This window comes from Streptomyces exfoliatus (assembly GCF_000725545.1).
Taxonomy (GTDB): Bacteria; Actinomycetota; Actinomycetes; order Streptomycetales; family Streptomycetaceae; genus Streptomyces; species Streptomyces exfoliatus.
On sequence record NZ_JNZP01000015.1, the window covers coordinates 39,395 to 56,086 of the forward strand.

The 16,692-nt window shown below is 72.6% G+C and carries 16 protein-coding genes; 7 read left to right on the top strand and 9 right to left on the bottom strand.

The window, feature by feature from the left end; genetic code table 11:
- Window positions 1-229 precede the first annotated feature (229 nt).
- Entirely contained in the window at window positions 230-622 is a 393-nt protein-coding gene (locus IO20_RS0117905; RefSeq protein WP_030551998.1) for an ankyrin repeat domain-containing protein, read from the bottom strand.
- Between the two features lie 308 nt (window positions 623-930).
- On the opposite strand from IO20_RS0117905, the gene IO20_RS0117910 reads away from it, so the two are divergent.
- Window positions 931-1,125 (top strand): hypothetical protein, encoded by a 195-nt coding sequence (locus IO20_RS0117910; RefSeq protein WP_015032212.1) that lies wholly within the window; start codon window positions 931-933, stop codon window positions 1,123-1,125.
- Between the two features lie 37 nt (window positions 1,126-1,162).
- Window positions 1,163-2,848, top strand: a complete 1,686-nt coding sequence (locus IO20_RS0117915) for a membrane protein (RefSeq protein ID WP_030551996.1) — start codon at window positions 1,163-1,165, stop codon at window positions 2,846-2,848.
- 70 nt (window positions 2,849-2,918) lie between these two features.
- Here the strand turns inward: IO20_RS0117915 and IO20_RS0117920 are convergent, their stop codons facing one another.
- The gene (locus IO20_RS0117920; RefSeq protein WP_030551995.1) at window positions 2,919-4,418 is read right to left on the bottom strand and encodes an SCO1417 family PLP biosynthesis transcription factor; all 1,500 of its coding nucleotides are present in this window, start codon (window positions 4,416-4,418) and stop codon (window positions 2,919-2,921) included.
- A gap of 102 nt (window positions 4,419-4,520) precedes the next feature.
- Between IO20_RS0117920 and yczE the strand changes: the two genes are divergently transcribed.
- From yczE to IO20_RS0117940, 4 genes are all read left to right on the top strand, one after another.
- On the top strand, window positions 4,521-5,189 hold the full coding sequence (gene yczE / locus IO20_RS0117925; protein ID WP_030551993.1) for a membrane protein YczE: 669 nt from the start codon (window positions 4,521-4,523) through the stop codon (window positions 5,187-5,189).
- Complete coding sequence (locus tag IO20_RS0117930; RefSeq protein ID WP_030551991.1) at window positions 5,186-5,950, top strand: glycerophosphodiester phosphodiesterase family protein; 765 nt, start codon at window positions 5,186-5,188, stop codon at window positions 5,948-5,950. Before yczE ends, IO20_RS0117930 begins: the two co-directional genes overlap by 4 nt.
- An 82-nt stretch (window positions 5,951-6,032) precedes the next feature.
- Window positions 6,033-7,403: an MFS transporter gene (locus IO20_RS0117935; RefSeq protein WP_030551989.1), complete on the top strand. Its 1,371-nt coding sequence runs from the start codon at window positions 6,033-6,035 to the stop codon at window positions 7,401-7,403.
- 255 nt (window positions 7,404-7,658) lie between these two features.
- Window positions 7,659-8,033, top strand: coding sequence for an RNA polymerase-binding protein RbpA (locus tag IO20_RS0117940; RefSeq protein ID WP_015032218.1), 375 nt, complete (start codon window positions 7,659-7,661; stop codon window positions 8,031-8,033).
- An 81-nt stretch (window positions 8,034-8,114) separates the two neighbouring features.
- Here the strand turns inward: IO20_RS0117940 and fxsA are convergent, their stop codons facing one another.
- The 4 genes from fxsA to IO20_RS0117960 form a co-directional block, all read right to left on the bottom strand.
- Entirely contained in the window at window positions 8,115-8,708 is a 594-nt protein-coding gene (gene fxsA / locus IO20_RS0117945; RefSeq protein ID WP_030551987.1) for an FxsA family membrane protein, read from the bottom strand.
- A 97-nt stretch (window positions 8,709-8,805) separates the two neighbouring features.
- Window positions 8,806-9,582 carry a polyprenol monophosphomannose synthase gene (locus tag IO20_RS0117950; protein ID WP_030551985.1) on the bottom strand — a complete coding sequence of 259 codons (777 nt, stop codon included), beginning with the start codon at window positions 9,580-9,582 and terminating at the stop codon, window positions 8,806-8,808.
- A gap of 477 nt (window positions 9,583-10,059) precedes the next feature.
- Window positions 10,060-11,703 (bottom strand): amidohydrolase, encoded by a 1,644-nt coding sequence (locus IO20_RS0117955; RefSeq protein WP_030551983.1) that lies wholly within the window; start codon window positions 11,701-11,703, stop codon window positions 10,060-10,062.
- A 59-nt stretch (window positions 11,704-11,762) separates the two neighbouring features.
- Window positions 11,763-12,203 (bottom strand): Lrp/AsnC family transcriptional regulator, encoded by a 441-nt coding sequence (locus IO20_RS0117960; protein WP_030204348.1) that lies wholly within the window; start codon window positions 12,201-12,203, stop codon window positions 11,763-11,765.
- A 225-nt stretch (window positions 12,204-12,428) separates the two neighbouring features.
- On the opposite strand from IO20_RS0117960, the gene IO20_RS0117965 reads away from it, so the two are divergent.
- Window positions 12,429-12,797, top strand: coding sequence for a hypothetical protein (locus IO20_RS0117965; protein WP_037635774.1), 369 nt, complete (start codon window positions 12,429-12,431; stop codon window positions 12,795-12,797).
- Between the two features lie 34 nt (window positions 12,798-12,831).
- Here the strand turns inward: IO20_RS0117965 and IO20_RS0117970 are convergent, their stop codons facing one another.
- The 3 genes from IO20_RS0117970 to IO20_RS0117980 form a co-directional block, all read right to left on the bottom strand.
- Window positions 12,832-13,920, bottom strand: coding sequence for a phosphotransferase family protein (locus tag IO20_RS0117970; protein WP_030551978.1), 1,089 nt, complete (start codon window positions 13,918-13,920; stop codon window positions 12,832-12,834).
- A 10-nt stretch (window positions 13,921-13,930) separates the two neighbouring features.
- Window positions 13,931-15,067: an Rv3169 family protein gene (locus IO20_RS0117975; RefSeq protein ID WP_030551977.1), complete on the bottom strand. Its 1,137-nt coding sequence runs from the start codon at window positions 15,065-15,067 to the stop codon at window positions 13,931-13,933.
- 446 nt (window positions 15,068-15,513) lie between these two features.
- Complete coding sequence (locus IO20_RS0117980; RefSeq protein WP_030551974.1) at window positions 15,514-16,692, bottom strand: acyl-CoA dehydrogenase family protein; 1,179 nt, start codon at window positions 16,690-16,692, stop codon at window positions 15,514-15,516.

Consider the following 16,692-nt stretch of genomic DNA (forward strand, 5'->3'; position numbering starts at 1 on the left):
GACACGACCGGGGGATACCGGGGTGACCCGGGTCAGGCTGTACATCGCTGTACGCCTAGGCCGTGCGGCAACATGTCGGGCCGCCCGTCGTCCTGCGCTTGCCAGTGACCATCTTCCTCTGCCTCTCGTCGGTGGCCCGTTTTGCCGGGCCCGACGTCATGATGACCCACCCATTTCGCCACCGCGACCACATTTACGGCGCCGCTCTCACCTGGGGTTCAGCGCCTGTTCACCGGGTCCCGAAGAGTTCGAGGAGTTCGGCCTTGCCGAACATCCGGGCGGTGTCGACGGCGGACGGAGTCCCGGCTTCCGGATTTGCCCCGCCGTCGAGGAGCGCGCGGATCACGGCGTCCTCGCCCTTGAAGACCGCCCCGGCGAGCGGGGTCTGCCCGCGGTCGTTGGCGCGGTCGACGTCGGCACCGCGCGCGAGGAGGGCGGAAACCGCGGCGGCGTGGCCGTGGTAGGCGGCGAGCATGACGAGCGAGTCGCCCTTCTCGTTGGTGAGGTTCGCCGGGACGCCCGCGTCGAGGTAGGCGGCCAGGGTGTCGGCGTCCCCGGTGCGCGCGAGGTCGAAGACCTTGGACGCCAGCTCGATGACCTCGGGGTCCGGAGTCTCGCTCATCGGGTGGAACCGCCCTTCTCCTGCGTTGTCGTCCTGCGCACGGCAAGCGGGGCCGTACGAGTGAATCGACAGGGTACTGCCCGTTCGGTGACATGACCTCGCTCGACCGAGGCAAAGATCACGGCAGCCCGCGCTCGGCCGTCTCTCTAACGCACGCCGGGCATTTCGCCACTCGACAGCCCGTTCGACGTCCGCCGGTCAAGTGAAATCGCCCGTTTTTCACTCGAATGAACCTTTAGTCACATAGATACTTGCGGTGAACTTGGAAGGACTCATGGTGACTGTCCCCTCAACCAGGAGAACACCCAATGATCCTGTCCATCTCAGGCGTGGTCCTGCTCGGCATCATCTGCTTCCTGTTCTTCAAGAAGGACGGGATGAAGGCCTCGCACGCCCTCGTCAGCGCGCTGTTCGGCTTCTACCTCGCGGGCACCGCCATCGCCCCGAGCATCACGGCGGGCGGGCAGAGCCTCGCCGGCCTCCTGGGCGGGATCAAGTTCTGACGCCCTTCCGTCCCTTCCACCACCTCAGGAGTACTTCGTGGCCCGGCGACCACTCCCCCGCATTCTGAGCAGCGGCAGCGCGCAGATCGCTCGTAGTCGAGAGATCGCGCGCACGGCCGCCGACAGCGCCACCGACGTGCTCCATCCACTGATCACGGTCTCCCGTGGTCTGCGGAAGCTGGCCGCGACAGCGCGCGCCAAGTGGGCCGCGACCCCCAAGGAGCGGCGTGGCCCCACGCTGTTCCTGGTCGCGGCCTGCCTCCTGGTCGTCGTCCTCATGCCGTACGGGCCGCTCCTCGCGCTCGTCACGCTGATGGGCGCCGCCGCGTGGAAGGGACGCGAACGTCCGGTCGTCAGGACCGGTCCCGACGACGCGGAGATCGCCCGGCTCAAGGGTCTGTACGAGGCCCTCGTGCCGTACTTCTCCGTGCCCGACGACCCCTCCCCGCTCTTCGCCCACGGAGGCGACTGGAGCGGCGCCTTCGCGGAGTACGCCTTCGACGACGACGGGCGGCTCACCCGGCTGAAGATCGCCTATCCCCCCTACTTCACGGACGGCGAACCCGACGCACGCGCGTGTATCGAGCACCTGCTGCACGCCAAGTCGGGGCGCGGCCGCGAGTACCGCTTCGACTGGGACGAGGAGGGCAACCGGCTCGTCATGAGCGTGCTGCCCGCCCTGCCCACCACCATCGCCGCCCAGCGCTTCGTCACCGTGCCGGGCGAGACCGTGCTCGGCTTCACCGACGCGGACGCCGTGCAGCGGACCGTGCCCGTGGTCGCGGCGGACGGTACGGAGGACGCGCCGGCCGTGGTCTGGCGCACCGGCCCCCGCTCCACCGAGCCGCATCTGCTGGTCGTCGGCCAGCCGGGCAGCGGCACCACGTCCCTGCTGCGTTCGATCGCCCTCCAGGCCCTCCCCCACGGCGACGTGCTGATCGTCGAGGGCGGCGGCACCGGGGAGTACGCCTGCCTGACCGGCCGGGACGGCGTCCTGGCCGTCGAGTGCGGGCTCTCCGGCTCCCTGGCCAGCCTCGAATGGGCGGCGCACGAGACGGAGCGGCGCCTGATCGCCGCCAACCGGGCCCGGCAGGCCGGTCACCCGGCGCCCGAGGACACCCGGCGCCCGCTGTGGATCCTCGTCGACCGGCCGAGCATCCTCGGGCACCTCGCCGCCGCCGACGGCCGCGGCGACCCGCAGGAGCTGCTCCAGGTGCCGCTGCGGCACGGGCGCGCCGCCCAGGTCACGGTGGTGGTCGCCGAGCAGTTCGACAGCGCGGACACGCTGAGCGAGGCGGTACGGAGCCACACCAGGGCGCGGATCGTGCTCGGCCCCGCCACCCCCGAGCAGATCGCGGCCGTCCTCGGCACCGAGCCGCACACCACGCCGACGCCCCAGGTCCCGGCGGGCCGCGGCTACGCGCGCCTGGGGACCGGACCGGTCCTGCGCCTGCAGGTGCCGGCGACGCCCGACCCGTACGACGACGCGACGAGCGAGACGCACCGGCAGGCGGTCCTGGACCTCCTCCCGGAACGCCGGACGGCGACACCCGCCACAGCGGCGACGCTCACGACGTCGACGACGGTCATCACGGCGGCGACGACCGCCCCCGCCGCCGTCGAGAAGGCCGTCGCCTCGGCCCCCGAGCCGGCCCCGGCGCCCCGCGCCCAGCCGGACCCGGGCCCGGCTCCGCTGCACGCCCCGGTACCCGCCGAGGGCTGAGGAGCACGCGCGTGAAGAGGCCGGTCCGGACCGCGGGTCCGTACCGGCCTCTTCGTGTGAAGCAAGGCGGCTACGCCACGAACGACCGCGGCGGCTCCGTCCCCCCGCCCGCGCCGGACTCGACGAGCCGGGCCGCGGCGGCGAGCCGGGCGGCGGCCTCGTCGGCAACCGGCCCGCCGACCGTGAAGGGCAGCCTGACGAAGCCCTCGAAGGCCCCGTCGACGCCGAACCGCGGCCCCGACGGGACACGGACGCCGACCCGCTCCCCCGCCTCGGCCAGCCGGGAGCCGGACAGGCCGCCGGTACGGACCCAGAGGGTCAGGCCGCCGCGCGGGACGGAGAACTCCCACTCCGGAAGCTCCCTGCGCACCGCGGCGACGAGCGCGTCCCGGTTCTCCCTGGCCTGGGCGCGGCGCAGCGCCACGGCCTCCTCCCAGCCGCCCGTGCCCATGAGCCAGTTCACGCCGAGCTGTTCCAGGACGGGGGTGCCGAGGTCGGCGTACGCGCGGGCCGCCACCAGGGAGCGGATGACGTCGGGAGCCGCACGGACCCAGCCGATGCGCATGCCCGCCCAGAAGGCCTTGCTGGCCGAGCCGACCGTCAGGACGGTGGATCCCGCCGGGTCGAAGGCGCAGACCGGCCTGGGCATCTCCAGGTCGTCGTCCAGGTGCAGCTCGGCCATGGTCTCGTCGACGACGAGGACCGTGCCGGCCGAGCGGGCCGCGTCCACGAGCTGTCGGCGCTGGTCCTCGTCGGCCAGCGCGCCGGTCGGGTTGTGGAAGTCGGCCACCACGTACGCGAGGCGGGGTGCCGCGTCCCGCAGCACCTGCCGCCAGCGGCCCATGTCCCAGCTGCCGAGGCCCTCCGACATGGCGACGGGCACGAGCCGGGCCCCGGCCTCCCGCATCAGCTGGAGGATGTTGGCGTACGAGGGCGATTCGACGGCGATGCGCTCGCCCCGCCCCGCGAAGAGGTGGCAGATGGCGTCGATGGCTCCCATGGCGCCGGTCGTGACCATGATCTGTTCGGGCATCGTGGGGATGCCGCGCGCGGTGTAGCGGTCGGCGAGCGTCTGCCGCAGGGCGGGCAGTCCCGCCGGGTAGTCCCCGTGCGTGTGGGCGTACGGAGGCAGTTCCTCCAGGGCGCCCTGGATGCCGCGGGTGAGCCAGGGCTCGGGCGCGGGGAGCGCCGCGCAGCCGAGGTCGATCAGCGAGCCGAGGGACTCGGGGGGCAGCGGTTCGAGGCCCCGGGCGGGCAGGGGGTTCCCCGCCGGTACGGCGGTCCAGCTGCCGGCCCCGCGGCGGGATTCGAGGAAGCCCTCGGCGCGGAGCGCCTCGTAGGCCGCGGCAACCGTCGTACGGCTGACGGTGAGGGCGAGGGCGAGTTCCCGTTCGGCGGGGAGCCGGGCGGCGACCGGGACCCTTCCTTCGAGGATCAGCAGGCGGATGCCGTCGGCCAGCGCACGGTAGGCGGGCGGCTTGCGCGCGCCGGGTCCGGCGGGCCTCGGCTGCTGCGCCTGGAGCTGCCGCGCGAGCTGAGCCGGTCCTACCGCCGAAGTCCACTGGGCCATCGGAATCAGTCCACCTTCCTCGAATTGGCCATGGTTGGCACCCATTCCCTGGCCACAGAGTGTCACGAACCAGTCCACTGACACCACCCTGGGGGAAGTCCCTTGTCCATCGCCTCCGGTCTCCACGGCCGGCACCTCACCCGCCGACTGATCCAGCTCTACGTGGGCCTGGCGCTCTACGGGGCCAGCGCGGCGCTGCTCGTGCGCAGCGGTCTCGGCCTCTCGCCCTGGAGCGTCCTCGACCAGGGGCTCTCCGAGAAGACGGGGCTGACCATCGGCGTGGTGTCGATCATCGTCGGCGCGGCGGTCCTGCTCCTGTGGATACCGATCCGGCAGCGGCCCGGTCTCGGCACCGTCTCCAACGTGTTCGTGATCGGTCTGGCGATCGACGGCACCCTCGCCCTGGTCCCGGACGTCCACGGTCTCGCCGGGCAGGTGCCGCTGCTCGTGTCCGGCGTCGTCCTCAACGGGCTCGCGACGGGCCTGTACATCGCGGCGCGCTTCGGCCCGGGTCCCCGCGACGGTCTGATGACCGGTCTGCACCGGCTCACCGGCCGGTCCATCCGGCTGGTGCGGACGGCGATCGAGGTGGTGGTCGTCGCCACCGGGTTCCTCCTCGGCGGCTCCGTCGGCGTCGGCACGGTGCTCTACGCGCTGGCGATCGGGCCGCTCGCGCAGTTCTTCCTGCGCTGGTTCGCCGTTCCCGAGCCGGACTCCGGCAGCACCGCGGTCGCCCCGGCGACACCCGAGCAGGCCATACTGCGGCGGTGACTCGCGTACGCCACCCTTATCTCGACCACCCGTCGCCCCTGCCGTTCGCGCACCGCGGCGGCACGGCGAACGGCCTGGAGAACACCGCGGCCGCCTTCCGCCGGGCCGCCGCCGCGGGCTACCGCTACTTCGAGACCGATGTCCACACGACGGCGGACGGGGCGCTCGTCGCCTTCCACGACGCGACCCTCGACCGGGTCACGGACGCCACGGGCCGGATCCGGGACCTGCCCTGGGAGGCCGTGCGGGAGGCCCGTGTGGCGGGGAAGGAGCCCCTGCCGCTCTTCGAGGACCTCCTGGCGGAGTTCCCCGAGGTCCGCTGGAACGTGGACCTCAAGGCAGAGTCGGCCCTGGTCCCGCTGGTGGACCTGATCCGCAGGACCGACGCCTGGGACCGGGTCTGCGTGGGCTCCTTCACCGAGGCGCGGGTGGCACGGGCGCAGCGCGTGGCCGGTCCCCGGCTCGCCACCTCGTACGGGGTGAGCGGGGTGCTGGGACTGCGCCTGCGCTCGTTCGGCATCCCCGCGGCGGTCCGGGCCGGCGCGGTGGCCGCGCAGGTCCCCGAGCGGCAGGGCGGGATCACGGTCGTGGACCGGCGTTTCCTGCGGGAGGCGCACGCGCGCGGGCTCCAGGTCCATGTGTGGACGGTGAACGATCCGGCCCGTATGCACTCTCTCCTCGACCTGGGGGTGGATGGCATCATGACCGATCAGCTGGAGACGCTGCGCTCGGTGCTGACCGAGCGGGGCGCGTGGGTCTGAGCGCGCGCCCCGGCGACACGGGCCCGGATCACCGGTCCGGTCCGCCGGGCAGGCTCACGGGGACGAACGAGGGGGCGCGGCCATGACCACGGGAACCACCGAGCCGGAGGAGTACGCGACCGGCGGCGCCGAGCGCCGGCGGGAACAGCGGGGCTGGTACTTCTACGACTTCGCCTGCTCGGTGTACTCGACGAGCGTCCTCACCGTCTTCCTCGGCCCGTACCTGACCTCGGTGGCACGGGCGGCGGCCGACACCGAGGGCTTCGTCCACCCGCTCGGGATCCCGGTGCGGGCCGGCTCCCTCTTCGCGTACGCGGTGTCGGCGTCGATCGTGGTCGCCATCCTGGTGATGCCGCTGGTCGGCGCGGTGGCGGACCGGACGGGCCGCAAGAAGCCGCTCCTCGCCGCCTCGGCCTATCTCGGGGCGACGGCCACGGCCGGGATGTTCTTCCTGGCGGGTGACCGGTATCTGCTGGGCGCGTTCCTGCTGATCGTGGCGAACGCCTCGCTCTCGGTCTCCATGGTGCTCTACAACGCCTATCTGCCGCAGATCGCGCAGCCGGACGAGCGGGACGCGGTCTCCTCCCGCGGCTGGGCCTTCGGGTACACGTCCGGGGCGCTGGTCCTCGTCCTGAACCTGGTCCTCTTCTCGGGCCATGACTCCTTCGGCCTCACGGAGGGCGAGGCGATCCGGATCTGTCTGGCCTCGGCCGGTGTGTGGTGGGGCGCCTTCACCCTCGTGCCGCTACGGCGGCTGCGCGACCGGCGGGTCGCCGCGGACGGGCCGGACAGGGCGGGCGGGGGCCCGGTCGGCAGCGGCTGGCGCCAGCTGCGGGCGACCCTCAAGGACATGCGCCGGCACCCGCTGACGCTCTCCTTCCTCCTCGCCTACCTGGTCTACAACGACGGCGTCCAGACGGTGATCTCCCAGGCGTCCGTGTACGGCTCGGAGGAGCTGGGCCTCGACCAGACCACCCTCATCACCGCGGTCCTGCTGGTCCAGGTGCTCGCGGTGGCGGGCGCGCTCGGAATGGGGCGACTCGCCCGGTCGTACGGCGCCAAGCGGACGATTCTCGCCTCGCTCGCGGTGTGGACGCTGATCCTGGTGGCGGGCTACTTCCTGCCCGCCGACGCGCCCGTGTTCTTCTACTGTCTGGCCGCCGCGATCGGCCTGGTGCTGGGCGGGAGCCAGGCCCTGTCGCGCTCGCTGTTCTCGCATCTGATCCCGCGCGGCAAGGAGGCGGAGTACTTCTCGGCGTACGAGATGAGCGATCGCGGGCTGAGCTGGCTGGGGCCACTCGTGTTCGGTCTCGCGTATCAGCTGACCGGAAGCTACCGGGATGCCATCATCTCCCTGGTGATCTTCTTCGTGGTCGGCTTCGCGCTGCTCGCCCGGGTGCCGGTGCGGCGTGCGGTGGAGGCCGCGGGGAACCCGATGCCCGACCGAATTTAGACGTGGCACTGAAAGGGCGGTAGTGTACGCGTTTGGCCTGCCAGGCGGACCGTTACTGCGTGCTGCTTTGGTGAAGACACCGGGTCACGTCTGCCGCCAGATGTGACAAAACGGGCACTGGTGGGTACAACAAGGGGCGGCACGACGGGCGACGCATGACCCGGCACGGGAATCTTTACCGCCGACCGGACGTTGACCGGATAACGACGACAGCGACACCTGTCCTGTGGGCGACAAGCCCGGGAGGCACGATTCATGAGTGAGCGAGCTCTTCGCGGCACGCGCCTCGTGGTGACGAGCTACGAGACCGACCGCGGCATCGATCTGGCCCCGCGCCAGGCGGTGGAGTACGCATGCGAGAAGGGACATCGCTTTGAGATGCCCTTCTCGGTCGAGGCGGAGATTCCGCCGGAGTGGGAATGCAAGGTCTGCGGAATCCAGGCACTTCTGGTTGACGGGGACGGACCTGAGGAGAAGAAGGGCAAGCCTGCGCGTACGCACTGGGACATGCTCATGGAGCGACGCACCCGCGAGGAACTGGAGGAGGTCCTCGCCGAAAGGCTGGCCGTCCTTCGTTCCGGCGCCATGAACATCGCCGTGCATCCGCGCGACAGCCGGAAATCCGCCTAGCGGATCTCACCCGGACGAACAACGCCGCGGGGCCCGGTACACGATCTGTGTACCGGGCCCCGCGGCGTTCTTCGTGAGCGGTCAGGGAGTCAGGGGCGGGCGGTCCTCGTCGGCCCCGCGCGGGCCCCTGGCGGCGTCCTCGCGGATGACCTCGCCCTGCACGACCTTGCCGTCGGGGCGGTGGATGCGCGCCTGCTGGAAGGCGTCCTGGAGGCTGCCGGGAGGTGCGGCGTTGATCCGGCGCTCGGCGGCCCTGTCCGCGTACCGCCCGAGGAAGGAGCGGACCGGAGGGATCAGCAGCAGCAGACCGGCCGCGTCGGAGACCAGGCCGGGGATCATCAGGAGGAGCCCGCCGAGCATCAGGAAGCCGTTGCGGTCCTCCGCGCCGGTTCGCTCGGGCGCCGTGGGCATCGTGCCGCTCTGCGCTGCGGCCTGGGCCTGCTGGAAGGTGGAGGTGAGGTTGCGGAAGGCACGCCGGCCCGCCCGCTTGACGACGGCGGCGCCGAGAACGGCACCGCCGACGAGCAGGGCGAAGACGGTCAGTCCGCCCGCCGCGTCCGCCACCACCGTGAGCAGCCAGATCTCCAGGACCAGCCAGGCGGCGACGCCGAGCGGAAGGTACGTACGCGCGCGTGAGCGCTTGGGGGCGAGGGGAGGCGGTGCGCCGGTCGTCATGGCCCCAGTGTGCCTGGGACCCCGCCGGAACGTCGTAAAGGGGGGATCAGGACGTCCGGCAGTGCCCGGGACCGGGAGACCCGGGCCCGGGACGGGTTCAGGAGGGTTTGCGGCCCAGCATCTTGCCGACCTTGTCGGCCCGGGCCGACAGACCCCAGCCGGTGACCCGCCACAGGGCCTCGACGACGATGTTCCGGCTCATCTTCGAGTCGCCGACCTCGCGCTCCACGAAGGTGATCGGCACCTCGACGACGTGGAAGCCGGCGGCGACCGCGCGGCGGGCCAGGTCGACCTGGAAGCAGTAGCCGGCCGAGGCCACGTCCTCCAGGCCCAGGCCCTCCAGGGTCTCCTTGCGGAAGGCCCGGTAGCCGCCGGTGACGTCCCGGATCGGCACGTCGAGCATCACGCGCGAGTAGAGGCTGCCGCCCCGGGAGATGAACTCGCGGGACTTCGGCCAGTTCACGATGCGGCCGCCCGGCACCCAGCGGGAGCCGAGGACCAGATCCGCGCCCTTGAGGGCGGTGAGCAGCCGCGGAAGCTCCTCGGGCTGGTGGGAGCCGTCGGCGTCCATCTCGACGAGGACGCCGTAGCCGTGCTCGATGCCCCACCGGAAGCCGGCGAGGTAGGCGGCGCCGAGCCCCTCCTTGCCCTTGCGGTGCAGGACGTGCACATGGTCGTCGTCGGACGCGAGCTCGTCCGCGAACTTGCCCGTGCCGTCAGGGCTGTTGTCGTCGGCGACGAGAACATGCGCCTCGGGTACGGCTTCCCGCACCCGCGCGACGATCGGCTTGATGTTCTCCGCCTCGTTGTAGGTCGGAATGATCACCAAGGCCTTGCCGAGCGGGCCGTAACGCCTCTGGCCACCGTCGTTCACTACTGCCCCTTCGGATACATACGCAGGCCCCCACCATAGCGAGGTCCTCGGAGTGCTCCGGCGCGGCGGTCGCCCGGGGCGGCCGAGGTTGCGGTACAGGGGGGCGTGCGGGCGGGGCGGTCGGCGCCGTCCACGTGCGGTGCGGGGCCCGGCGTCCTTCGGTCCGACCTGGGATCCGCCGGCTGCGGATCGACCGAGAGCCGTTGTCTACTGAACATCCGGGCCCCACCCGGGTCGCACCTTCCGCCGGAGAAACCTTCCCTCGCGGCCGAGGCGCGGGCGGCGTTCGGCGAGTGCGGGGAGGCGCTCCGGTCGGACGTCCTGTGGTGGACGCGGAGAACCTACCCGCCCCTGCCGGTCGACTGTCAACACCCGCTTGACCTGCGAATACGCCCCAAAAGGCCAGGCCGGAGGGGAAGATCCGCAGGTCGGGGACAAGGGTGCGGAACGAGGTCCCGAGGGGGACATATCCCTACATCACTCGTTCGGCCGTACGAACACCGTCTGCCCGTGCACGACCGTACGCAGACAGACGGGGAGGTCGCGGCCGGGCGACAGATCGGGCAGACCGGGCGTCCCGGACCGGGGGTCGGTCGACCAGCGGGCCACCCTGTCGTCGGGGGCCTGGACCACGAGTTCCTCGGTGCGCCAGACCGCGTAGTCGGCGGGCGCACCGGGGACGAGCGTCCCGGCGTCGTCCCGCCCCACGGCGCGCCAGCCGCCCCGCGTGTGGGCGGTGAAGGCGGCCCGGGCGGAGATCCGGTGCTCGGAGGTGCGGTGGAAGGCGGCGGCCCGGACGGTGCCCCAGGGGTCGAGCGGGGTGACCGGGCTGTCGGAACCGAAGGCCAGCGGCACACCGGCACGGAGCAGCGCCGCGTACGGGTTGAGGGTCCTGGCCCGCTCGGCGCCGAGCCGGTCGGCGTACATGCCCTCCTCGCCGCCCCAGAGCGCGTCGAAGGCGGGCTGGACCGAGGCGGTCAGACCGAGCTCGGCGAAGGCCGCGATCGTCTCGGGGGTGAGCATCTCGACGTGCTCGACGCGGTGCCGGGCCGCCCGGATCCTGGCCAGGCCGAGCTTCTCCGCGGCGGCCCTGACGCCCTCGACGACGGCGGTCACGGCGGCGTCGCCGATGGCGTGGAAACCGGCCTGGAGGCCCGCCTCGGTGCAGGCCACGACGTGGAGGGCGACGGTGGCCGCGTCGAGGTGGGCGGCTCCGGTGTGGGTGGCGTCGGCGTGGTCGGCGTAGGGCTCGTGGAGGCAGGCCGTGTGGGAGCCGAGGGAGCCGTCGGCGAACAGGTCACCGGCCGCGCCCAGGGCGCCGAGGGCGCGGGCCCGCTCGACGTCGAGGTCGGCCCAGTAGCCGACGACGCGTGGACCTGGCTCGTCGCGGGCCAGGTCCAGGAGGCCGGTGAAGTCCTCCTCGGAGGAGATCTGCGGGCCGCCGCACTCGTGCACGGTGCCGATGCCGAGGGAGGCGGCACGCGCGCGTGCGGCGCGCTGGGCCTCGGTGCGCTGGCGCGCGGAGACGGCGCCGAAGGCGGCGGCGCGCACGGCGTGGTGGGCGTCGCCGGTGAGCGGCCGCTGTCCGTCGTGGAAGCCGTCCAGGTCCCGGACGCCGGGGACGAGGTCCAGGAGCGCGGTGGTGACGACGGCCGAGTGGACGTCGATCCGGGTGAGGTAGAGCGGCCGGCCGCCGGTCAGCCCGTCGAGTTCGGCACGGGTGAGCGGCCGGCGCTCGGGCCAGCGGGAGGCGTCCCAGCCGTGGCCGATGAGGATGCGGTCCTCGGGGCGGGCGGCGGCGTGGGAGCGGATCAGCTCCGCCGCCTCCGCGAGCGAGGCGGCGGAGGACAGGTCGAGCCCGGTGAGGGCGAAGCCGGTGGCCGTGGTGTGCACATGGGCGTCGACGAAGGCCGGGGTGACGAGCGCGCCCTCCAGGTCGACCACCTCGTCCACGCCGGAGGCGAAGGCGTCGGCCGCGCCCTCCGAGCCGACCCAGGCGACGTGCCCGCGCTCCACGACCATGGCGGTGGCGAAGGGGTCGGCGGGGCTGTGGACTTCTCCACCGCGCAGCAGCACGGTGCGGTGTTCGCCGGGAGACGCAGCAGGCGTGGACTCACTCATGCGACCAGGCTAGGACCTGGAGGGACCCGGTTTGTCCGGCAGGTCCCCCCTGGGGCACGTCAGACGCGCGGCGGCCTCGCCTCGTACGGCGTGGACAGGACCACCGTGGTGCGGCTGGAGACCCCGGCCTGGGTGCGAATGCGGCTGAGCAGGTGCTCCAGCTCCAGCGGGGTGGCGACGCGGACCTTGAGGATGTAGTTCTCGTCGCCCGCGACGCTGTGGCAGGCCTCGATCTCCGGGATGTCGGCGAGCCGGTCGGGGGTGTCGTCGGGGGCGCTGGGGTCGAAGGGTTTGACCGAGATGAAGGCGGTCAGCGGCAGGCCCACGGCCTCCGGGTCGACGACGGCGGCGTAGCCGCGGATGACTCCGCGCTGCTCCAGGCGGCGGACGCGCTGATGCACCGCCGACGTGGACAGGCCGGTGGCCTTGCCCAGGTCGGTGTAGCTCATGCGCCCGTCCTTGACGAGCAACTCCACGATCTGACGATCCAGCTCCTCCATGCGGTGACCCTATTGCTCCGGGAGGGGCGGGGCACCGCCGGGGTGGACCGCTATCGGCCGGTATGGGCAGCCACGGGGCACCTGCGACAGGCATGTGACGAACGCCACAGGTTTGCGTCAGGCCCGGGAAGCCGTCACACGGTTATGCGGACGGCCGCATGGGAAGTGCTTGCTGTGGTCGGGGCCGTACAGAGTCGGCCGACCCACCCGAGGGGGAGATTCTCCATGCAGGAGCCTGTTGATTCGGTCGAGACGTCCGACGAGCTCGACGCGTACGACACCTTTGAGATGTTCCGGGTCATCTGCCCGGAGTGCGTGCAGCCCATCGCGCTGCTCGCGGACGAGGACGTGCTTCCGGAGCACGCGCTCTGCCCGACGCCGTGGAACCCCTTCGTCCTGACGGTGTGCCCGGGCACGGGCCTGTCGGCGACCGAGGCCCGCCCGGCCGACGAGACCCTGGAGCTCCAGGAGCAGGACACCGCGCTCCTCCTGACGCTGCCCCAGGGCCTCGACTGGCGCACGCAGCCCTTCTCGCACGTGGGCGGTCCGGGCTCGCGTCCGATGCGGGTGCCGCAGATGCGGCGCGCGGCCTAGCGCCTTTCGTCTGGATCACGCCGGGGGCGCGGGCTCACCAGTAGCGTCCCCGCACCATCGCCGCCAGGGTGGCGTGGTGCAGGATCAGGCCGTCGGGGTCCGCGGGTACCGCGGCCTCGCCGAAGTGGACCTGGCGGTACGCGATCCTGAGCATGACGATCGCGTGCCGCAGTGCCGCGTAGAGGGTGTGGAACTCCATGTCGCGCGGGGTGTGTCCGGTCAGTTCCGCGTACCTCCGCTCGACGGCGTCACGGCGCAGGAGGCCGGGCAGTCCCGGCTGGCCGAAGCCCACGGTCAGGTCCTGGAAGAAGCGGTGGAGGTAGACCGTCCAGCCGAGGTCGACCTCGCGCGGGACGCAGGCCGCCATCTCCCAGTCGAGCACGGCGGCGGGGGTGAAGCCGTCGTAGACGATGTTCCCGATGCGCGCGTCGCCCCAGCCGAGCACGGCCGGCCCCTCGTCGGCCGGCCAGTGCGCCTCCAGCCAGTCGAAGGCCGACTCGATGAGCGGTGAGGGGGCGACCCCGTCCACCACCCAGGCGTAGTAGGCGCGTTGGGCCTCGACGTGGCGGCGCAGCGGGGTTCCGGCGCCGTCCGGCAGAAGGAACTCGGCCTCCTTCACCGGGAACTGGTCGTGCAGCCGCGCGAGCACGGAGACGGACTCCGCTTCGAGCAGGGCGCGTTCGGCATCGGTGGCGCCGTGGAGCCAGTTCCCCTCGTACGTGTAGGGCATGACGTCCGGCGGGACGCGGCCCTCGGCGCGGGCCATCACGAAGAAGGGGGCTCCGAGCGGTCCGGGGTCCTCCTCCAGCCAGAGCACGCGCGGGACGGGCACGTCGGTGTGCTCGCCGACCAGCCGCATGACCCGGTGCTGGCGCGCCATGTCGTACACGGGGAAGACGGTGTACGCGTCGGGGTCGGCGGCCAGGCGCAGGGCGCAGCCGCGGACGGGGGCGTCGGGGTGGTGGAGGTCGAAGAGCAGGGTCTCGCTGGACATGCCGTTGGTGCCGGGGACGGCGAGCCCTGTGACGCGGGCGCCGGGCAGGTGACGGTCCAGCCAGACCGTCAGGCGGCGGCCGAGCTCCTCGGGTTCCCGGGTGGTGGTGCGGGGGCGCGGTGTGGTCAAGGGGGTCTCCTCAGAGGGCCGTTGACGTGTGTTCGGCGAATCCGCTGGGGTCGTGGCGGCCGAAGGAGCCGTGTTCGAAGATGCCGTAGCCGGTGTGGCCGTCGAGGGTGAAGCGGGCGGCGTGGTCGGTGACGCCGTACGCGGCCATGGGGTGGGCGGTGGGGTCGGAGAGGTCGTAGACGCGCCGGTCGGTCCAGCCGCGGCCCTGCCAGGTGCCGTGCTGCCAGTCGGTGGCGGGCGGATAGCCGGCGCCGACCGCGAGCGGGGAGGAGGCGAGGATCTCGACGCCGACCTCCAGGGGCTTTCCGGTCGGGTCGGTGAGGTGGACGGTGGCCCGTTCGGGGTGGCGGGTGCCGCTGCGGTACGTGATCTCGGTGCGGGGCCAGCCGAGTTGGGTGTCGCGGTGGCCGTCGCGTACGAGCAGGGCCTCGCTGAGGGTGCGGTAGCCGTCGGCGTCCTCCTGTGTGACGACCATGAGGAAGCGGTCCTCGAAGCGCATGGGGATCCAGAGCCAGTGGAAGCCCTCGGGCCGGAACTCGGCGGCCCGGCCGGGCTCTTCGCCGGGGATCGGACGGACTCCCCAGCTGCGGTCGCGGGTGCCGGTCCACTCCCCCGGGGTGACCGTGAACTCCTCGCCGTCGGCCCTGATCGTGCCCGTGCAGTGGCCGGCCTGGACGAAGCGGCGGCCTTCGAGGGTGAGCCGCCCGCCGTGGCGCTGGGTGTGGTGGGGCTCCCAGACGGTGGGGAAGTCGCCGGTCCAGTGGAGGTCGTAGGAGAGCCCGTCGGGGTCGCCGGGGTCGGCGGCGCAGCGCAGGGAGAGGCGCTTGAGGGGTTCGTCGACGGTGAGGGAGAACGGGCCGACGGAGAGGTTCATCCGGTCGTCGCCGAGGGCGTCGGATGCCCGGACGGCGTGCAGCCGGTCGCCGGTCCTGAGGGTGGCGTAGGCGTCGATGACGCCGGTGTTGGGGTAGACGCCGAGGCCGGCGATGAGGAGGGCGCGGCCCGTGTGGTCGAAGACGTGGAAGATGCACCGGTCGTAGGCGTTGCGGTCGCCGCTGACGTGGTGCTTCATCGAGAGCGGGGCCTGGTGCACGGGGTATTCGTCGAGGGGGACGGGCCGGTCGTCGACGTGCCGGTGCGCGGACATGGCTGGCCTCCTGGGAGCTCGCGCGAGAGAACCTGACGGTACGTCAGCTCTGCCCGGCGCGACCAGAGTCGTGCAGCGGGTACCGGGCGAACTGCCGCTCGAATCCGTTCGGGGGTGACCACGGCCGCCGGGGCGCGTTGGTCCGGGCATGACCACGCTGTACACCACTCCCAGCGGGTTCGGTCGGCATCGGCAGGCTGAGCCGCGCACTGAAGAATCGGTTCATCAGTCGGCGCCGACCCCCGCGCCGACGACACCGCCCGCGCCTGTCCCCGTACCCGTGCCGGCACAGGCGCCCGCCCCGCACCCCGTCGCAGCCGACCCGCCCATCTTCAAGGCCGTGCTCTCGCTCTGGGCGAGCCAGGGCCGCACCCTCCCGGGCCATCGCGACCACGAGTGGGCCCGGCTCGCCGCCGGCCCGGTCTGGGCGGACCGCACGGTGCGCGTCAGCGGGATTCTGGTCCGACCAGGTGACGGGCGATGACCATGCGCTGGATCTGATTGGTGCCCTCGACGATCTGGAGCATCTTCGCCTCCCGCAGATACCGCTCCACCGGGAAGTCCGCCGTGTAGCCGTACCCGCCCAGCACCTGCACCGCGTCCGTCGTGACCCGCATGGCGGCGTCCGTGCAGAACAGCTTCGCCATGGCCGCGCACCGGCCGAAGGGTCGCCCCTCGTCGCGGAGCCGCGCCGCCTCCAGGCAGAGCGCCCTGCCCGCCTCGACCCGGGTCGCCATGTCGGCGAGCAGGAACCGGAGCCCCTGGAAGTCGGCGATCGGCCGGCCGAACTGGCGGCGCTCCCTGGCGTACGCCACCGCCTCGTCCAGCGCCGCCTGGCCCAGCCCGACCGCGCAGGCGGCGATGCCGAGCCGCCCCGAGTCCAGCGCGTCGAGCGCGATCGTGAAGCCATGCCCCTCCGCGCCGAGGCGCCGCGCGTCAGGCACCCGCACCCCGTCGAAGTGGAGCTGCGCGGTCGGGGAGCCCTTCATGCCCATCTTCCGTTCGGGCGGGGCCGCGCTCAGCCCCGGCGCGTCACCGGGCACCAGGAACGCGGTGACGCCGCGCGCACCCGGGCCACCGGTACGGGCCATGACCGTGCAGAAGTCCGCGATGCCGCCGTGGGTGATCCACGCCTTGGTTCCGTCGATCACCCAGTCGCCGTCCGCGCCCTCCCGGACGGCCCTGGTGCGCAGCGCCGCCGCGTCCGATCCCGCGGACGGTTCGGAGAGGCAGTACGCCCCGAGCAGACCTCCGCCCAGCATCGCGGGCAGGTGCGCGGCGCGCTGCTCGTCGGTGCCGTAGTGGGCGAGCGCGTGGCAGGAGAGGGTGTGGACGCTCACGCCGAGACCCACGGTGAGCCGGGCCGCGGCGAGTTCTTCGAGGACCTGCAGATAGACCTCGTACGGCTGGCCGCCCCCGCCGTACACGGGGTCGTACGGCAGTCCGAGCAGTCCGGATCGGGACAGCAGCGTGAACAGCTCGCGGGGGAATTTCCCGGCGGCCTCCTCCTCCGCGGCGGCGGGCGCGATCTCCCGCCGGGCGATGTCCCGCGTCAGGGCGAGCAGCTCGCGGGCCTCGTCGGTGGGCAGCCGGCGCTCCACGCCGTCCGCGTTCCATTCGGCCAT

Excerpts from the sequence above, each read along its gene's own strand:
- IO20_RS0117935 (WP_030551989.1), top strand. The coding sequence starts at position 6,033 with ATGACCACGGGAACCACCGAGCCGGAGGAGTACGCGACCGGCGGCGCC.
- IO20_RS0117980 (WP_030551974.1), bottom strand. The coding sequence starts at position 16,692 with ATGGCCGAATGGAACGCGGACGGCGTGGAGCGCCGGCTGCCCACCGAC.
- IO20_RS0117905 (WP_030551998.1), bottom strand. The coding sequence starts at position 622 with ATGAGCGAGACTCCGGACCCCGAGGTCATCGAGCTGGCGTCCAAGGTC.
- IO20_RS0117975 (WP_030551977.1), bottom strand. The coding sequence starts at position 15,067 with ATGTCCGCGCACCGGCACGTCGACGACCGGCCCGTCCCCCTCGACGAA.
- IO20_RS0117920 (WP_030551995.1), bottom strand. The coding sequence starts at position 4,418 with ATGGCCCAGTGGACTTCGGCGGTAGGACCGGCTCAGCTCGCGCGGCAG.
- IO20_RS0117955 (WP_030551983.1), bottom strand. The coding sequence starts at position 11,703 with ATGAGTGAGTCCACGCCTGCTGCGTCTCCCGGCGAACACCGCACCGTG.
- IO20_RS0117960 (WP_030204348.1), bottom strand. The coding sequence starts at position 12,203 with ATGGAGGAGCTGGATCGTCAGATCGTGGAGTTGCTCGTCAAGGACGGG.
- IO20_RS0117910 (WP_015032212.1), top strand. The coding sequence starts at position 931 with ATGATCCTGTCCATCTCAGGCGTGGTCCTGCTCGGCATCATCTGCTTC.
- fxsA (WP_030551987.1), bottom strand. The coding sequence starts at position 8,708 with ATGACGACCGGCGCACCGCCTCCCCTCGCCCCCAAGCGCTCACGCGCG.
- IO20_RS0117940 (WP_015032218.1), top strand. The coding sequence starts at position 7,659 with ATGAGTGAGCGAGCTCTTCGCGGCACGCGCCTCGTGGTGACGAGCTAC.
- IO20_RS0117965 (WP_037635774.1), top strand. The coding sequence starts at position 12,429 with ATGCAGGAGCCTGTTGATTCGGTCGAGACGTCCGACGAGCTCGACGCG.